2 protein-coding genes and 1 pseudogene are annotated in these 3,431 nt (G+C 68.4%); 1 reads left to right on the forward strand and 2 read right to left on the reverse strand.

Annotated elements, in window-relative coordinates; all coding sequences use genetic code 11:
- The coding region (locus AB0G02_RS31995) for a hypothetical protein (RefSeq protein ID WP_360801569.1) at positions 1-256 on the forward strand (256 nt) is incomplete at its 5' end.
- A 722-nt stretch (positions 257-978) separates the two neighbouring features.
- Here AB0G02_RS31995 and AB0G02_RS32000 read toward each other — a convergent pair.
- Entirely contained in the window at positions 979-2,448 is a 1,470-nt protein-coding gene (locus AB0G02_RS32000; protein WP_360801572.1) for a hypothetical protein, read from the reverse strand.
- Positions 2,449-2,466: 18 nt separating this feature from the next.
- Positions 2,467-3,431: pseudogene (locus AB0G02_RS32005) on the reverse strand (hypothetical protein); the annotation flags it as partial.

The following is a 3,431-nucleotide window of genomic DNA, read 5'->3' on the forward strand; positions in this document are numbered from 1 at the left end:
GTCGGGAAGTCACCGCCTCCTCGCCCTGCGCCTGGCCGGGCACGGCGAAGACGTAGACGACGTGGTCAGATTACTGATGCAACAGCGGAAAGTAGAACTCTCCCAGGCCATCGAAATGTTGCAGCTTCTACTGGAGAAAGGTCTGGTCGATCGGGAAGACGTGGTGCGGGTTCTCAACAACGTGAATGTCGAGGCTGGCGGTATACCACCGATGCGCACCATCGAAGGTGCCCGTCTCGACGACGACGAGGGCTAGTAGGACTTCGTTAGGTGCTGTCGACCTGCGTGTCCTGGCGGTCGGTTGTGGTCCAGTACTCCAGCCGCACTTGGGTGACTATGTGCATTCCCGCTGGTAGTGACTCTTCCCAGCACGGTCCGGGCCGATCTCGGTCTTGGCGGTCCGGAAGCAATCCTCGACCGCCCACAGCTTCCGGCGACCCGCACAAGTTCGTCACCGGGTGCGCCGGTGAGGCCGAAGCACAGGCAGAACGCCAGTTCGCCAGGATCGGCGATGGTGCGACGGTCAGCAGTCACCGTGACAGGTCGCTGTACTGGTCGGGGTCGGGCGGGAGGGGCGCGGCGGCCCAGTCGTACAGCCGCGGTCCTTCGGCGCCGTCACCGGCCGAGCGACGTTTCCCTGCACTACTTCGCCCTCAACGGCACCGACCACCTCACCCACGCCGAACAGAACGCCGCCATCGCCGCCTACATCCGCTGGCGCAACGCCCGCGCCACACCCAAGACCGGCTTCGCCACCGACTCGCCCATCCGCACCTGGACCCATTACCCGGCCAAGACTGCGTGACAACCCACTAGTGCCGCTGCGAGTCGGCGCACCTCGACGCGGTCCAAGGGCTCGTTCGGCGCGGCGGTCCGCTTGGACTCAGCGGAGGTGGCTTCCGCTTGGTCCCGGGCAGGGCCGGTTTCGTGCCTGCGGCTTCGAGGAGTCCTCGCCCTGGGCTTTCTGCTTCGCGCGGCTCATACGATTCCTCCGTCGTACTCCCTGCCGATGTGGACGGTGAACCCGTAGCCGTTCTCCTCCGCGAACCGCGTCAGCTTCGCGGCGTCACGCTTGGCATCGGCGAGCGTGACCTCGATGGCGCCCGAGATGCCGCCGTACTTCCCGTAGTTCAGCACGATCACGTCGACGTCGCGCCAGGACAGGTCGCCGTGGATCTGGGCCTCGATGTAGTTGTACACGTCCACGCCGCCCTGCTTCTCGACCTTCGCGCCCAGCTCCGGGTCGCGCTTGAAGCTCGTGGCCTCGGCCGCCGCGACCCGGGCGATGTACGGGTCGGTGTAGGCGAAGATCGACTCCGGGTAGTTCGCGCTGACGAACGCCATCCCGGACTGGAACATGTCGTTGCTCCAGCTGTCGCCCGGGGATCGGGTGGTGCGCCAGTCGATGTCCTGCTTCCAGTAGATGACCGAGGAGCCGTACCGGGCGGAGACCCCGTACACCTGCGACGGCCCGACCGCGGCGGCGTACTTGGGCAACTCGCGGGGCTGGACGTAGTTCGGGTACTCCTTCTGCAACCTGCGCCGCTCCACCGCTTCCGGGGACGTGTCGTCCTCGTCGAAGGGCACCGGGGTCGGTTCGGTGGCGAACTTGCCGCCGAAGATGCTGAGCGGGGTTCCCTCCGTGCGCTTCAACGCGGCCGCGTACCCGAACCTCTCCTCCGCGCCACCGCGCGGACCGGGATCGACCGACGCCTGGGACGTGCCGGTCTCCCAGACGTTGCGGAACCGCCCCTCGTCGTCCGCCATGAGGAGGTCGAGCAGCGAGTCCGCGTTCGTGTCCACGCCGATGTTCCGGCCCGGCGGCACGGAGAAGAAGAAGTTGGACGCCAGCCGCCGCGCCCGCAGCGCCTTGAGGATGACGGGGAGGTCCTCGGGTTCGTAGGTCGTCTTGAACTGGGCGTTGAGCTTCTCCAGCCGGGCCTCCGACAGGCGCAGGTCCTTCTCGTGCTGGAGCAGGCCCTTGCGCTCGGCCGCGACGAGCGCCCAGACCTGGTTGACGGTGAGCTTGCCGTAGACGTCGGGCCGGAACTCCTGGAGTGCCTTGATGTCCATCAGGTCGGTCGCACTGGCCACCATGCGCTGCGTCCCGCGCTGCTCCGGGTCGTCCGACACCGGGATGGCGAGGGGCATCGGCTCGAACCCGGACGGGTCCTCCTCGGCCTCGCCCTTGCCACCCTCGCCGCGCAGCTTCTCGAGCATGCTCCTGTCCGCTTTCCGGCTCTCCGCCGTCCAGCGCTCGCGGTCCTCCTTCATCCAGGACCTGCGGACGATGCGGAGGTCCTCGGTGACGTTCACCTGCGCGACGTCGTCCTTCTTGCGCTTGCGCTTCGACAGCTTGACGTCGACCGATTGCTTGCCCTTGTCGGGTTTTTTCTTGGTCGTGGTCCGCTTTCGCGTCGTGGCGGTCTTGTTCTTCTTGGGTTCCATCGCTGTGGGTCCTCCCCGTCAGACCGCTGCGGCCTGGTAGGCCAGCACCAGGCCGAGGCCGGTCAGGCCTTCTTTGTCGCCGTCGAGCACGAACGTCCAGCCGTTGCCGTCGACGCGCAGGTCCGGGGTCAGCAGCAGCTTGCCCTGGGTGAGCGCCATCGAGCGGTCGCCGTGCAGCAGCAACCGCGGCGCGGTCCCGTCGGCCGAGTCGAAGCGCGGGTAGATGCCGGTGATCCGCCGCCCGGTGAGGTCGGGCAGCATGTCCGGGCGGAACGGGAGGGTCAGCTCGGTCCCGTCGCCGTCGACGAACTCCTGCCACTGGTCCGGGAACTCGGTCGCGATGTCGAAGTAGCGGGCCGCCGGGTAGGGCTTGAGCATCCCCTTCACCGCGTTCGCGAACACCTCGCCGCCTTGCGCGGCCGTGTACCGCAGGGTCAGCACGACGTCCCGCAGCGCCGTCGGCCGGCGGCCGGTCAGCTCCAGCCGCCACGTGGACACCGCGCCCGTGCCCTCGAACGGCAGGTAGCGGGGGTCGTCGTAGCGCAGCTCGAACAGCCCGTTGTTCTCCTGGTCCTCTCCCGGTTGGGACAGCGCGACCTGCTGACTGGCCCGCCAGTCGCCGCGCAGGGTGGCGGGCGCCGGCTCCTTGGGGTCGACCAGGTGGCGCACCGCCTTCGGGTCAGGCGCCAGCACCGTCTTGTGGCCCACCTGCGTCAGCGTGGCGTTGGGCTGCACCGCCGCACCGCCGCCGTCCACGAACGTGACGGCCAGGGTGCGGATCTGACGCCGGAAGTGGCCGGGGAAGTCGCGGTCGAACAGCTCTTCGGGGAGCGTGAACTCGCACGACCCGCTCGCGGCCAGCCTCAGCGCCGCGGCCGGGTCCAGTTCCAGCAGCGACACCTGCTTGGTGATCTCCAGGCCGCGCGCGCCGGTGTCGGCGTGCGCCTGACCCAGCCGGTCCAGGTCCAGCCCGAGGCTGTCGC

Origin of the sequence: Actinosynnema sp. NPDC023658, assembly GCF_040639995.1 — a bacterium.
In the GTDB taxonomy this organism is placed as follows: Bacteria; Actinomycetota; Actinomycetes; order Mycobacteriales; family Pseudonocardiaceae; genus Actinosynnema.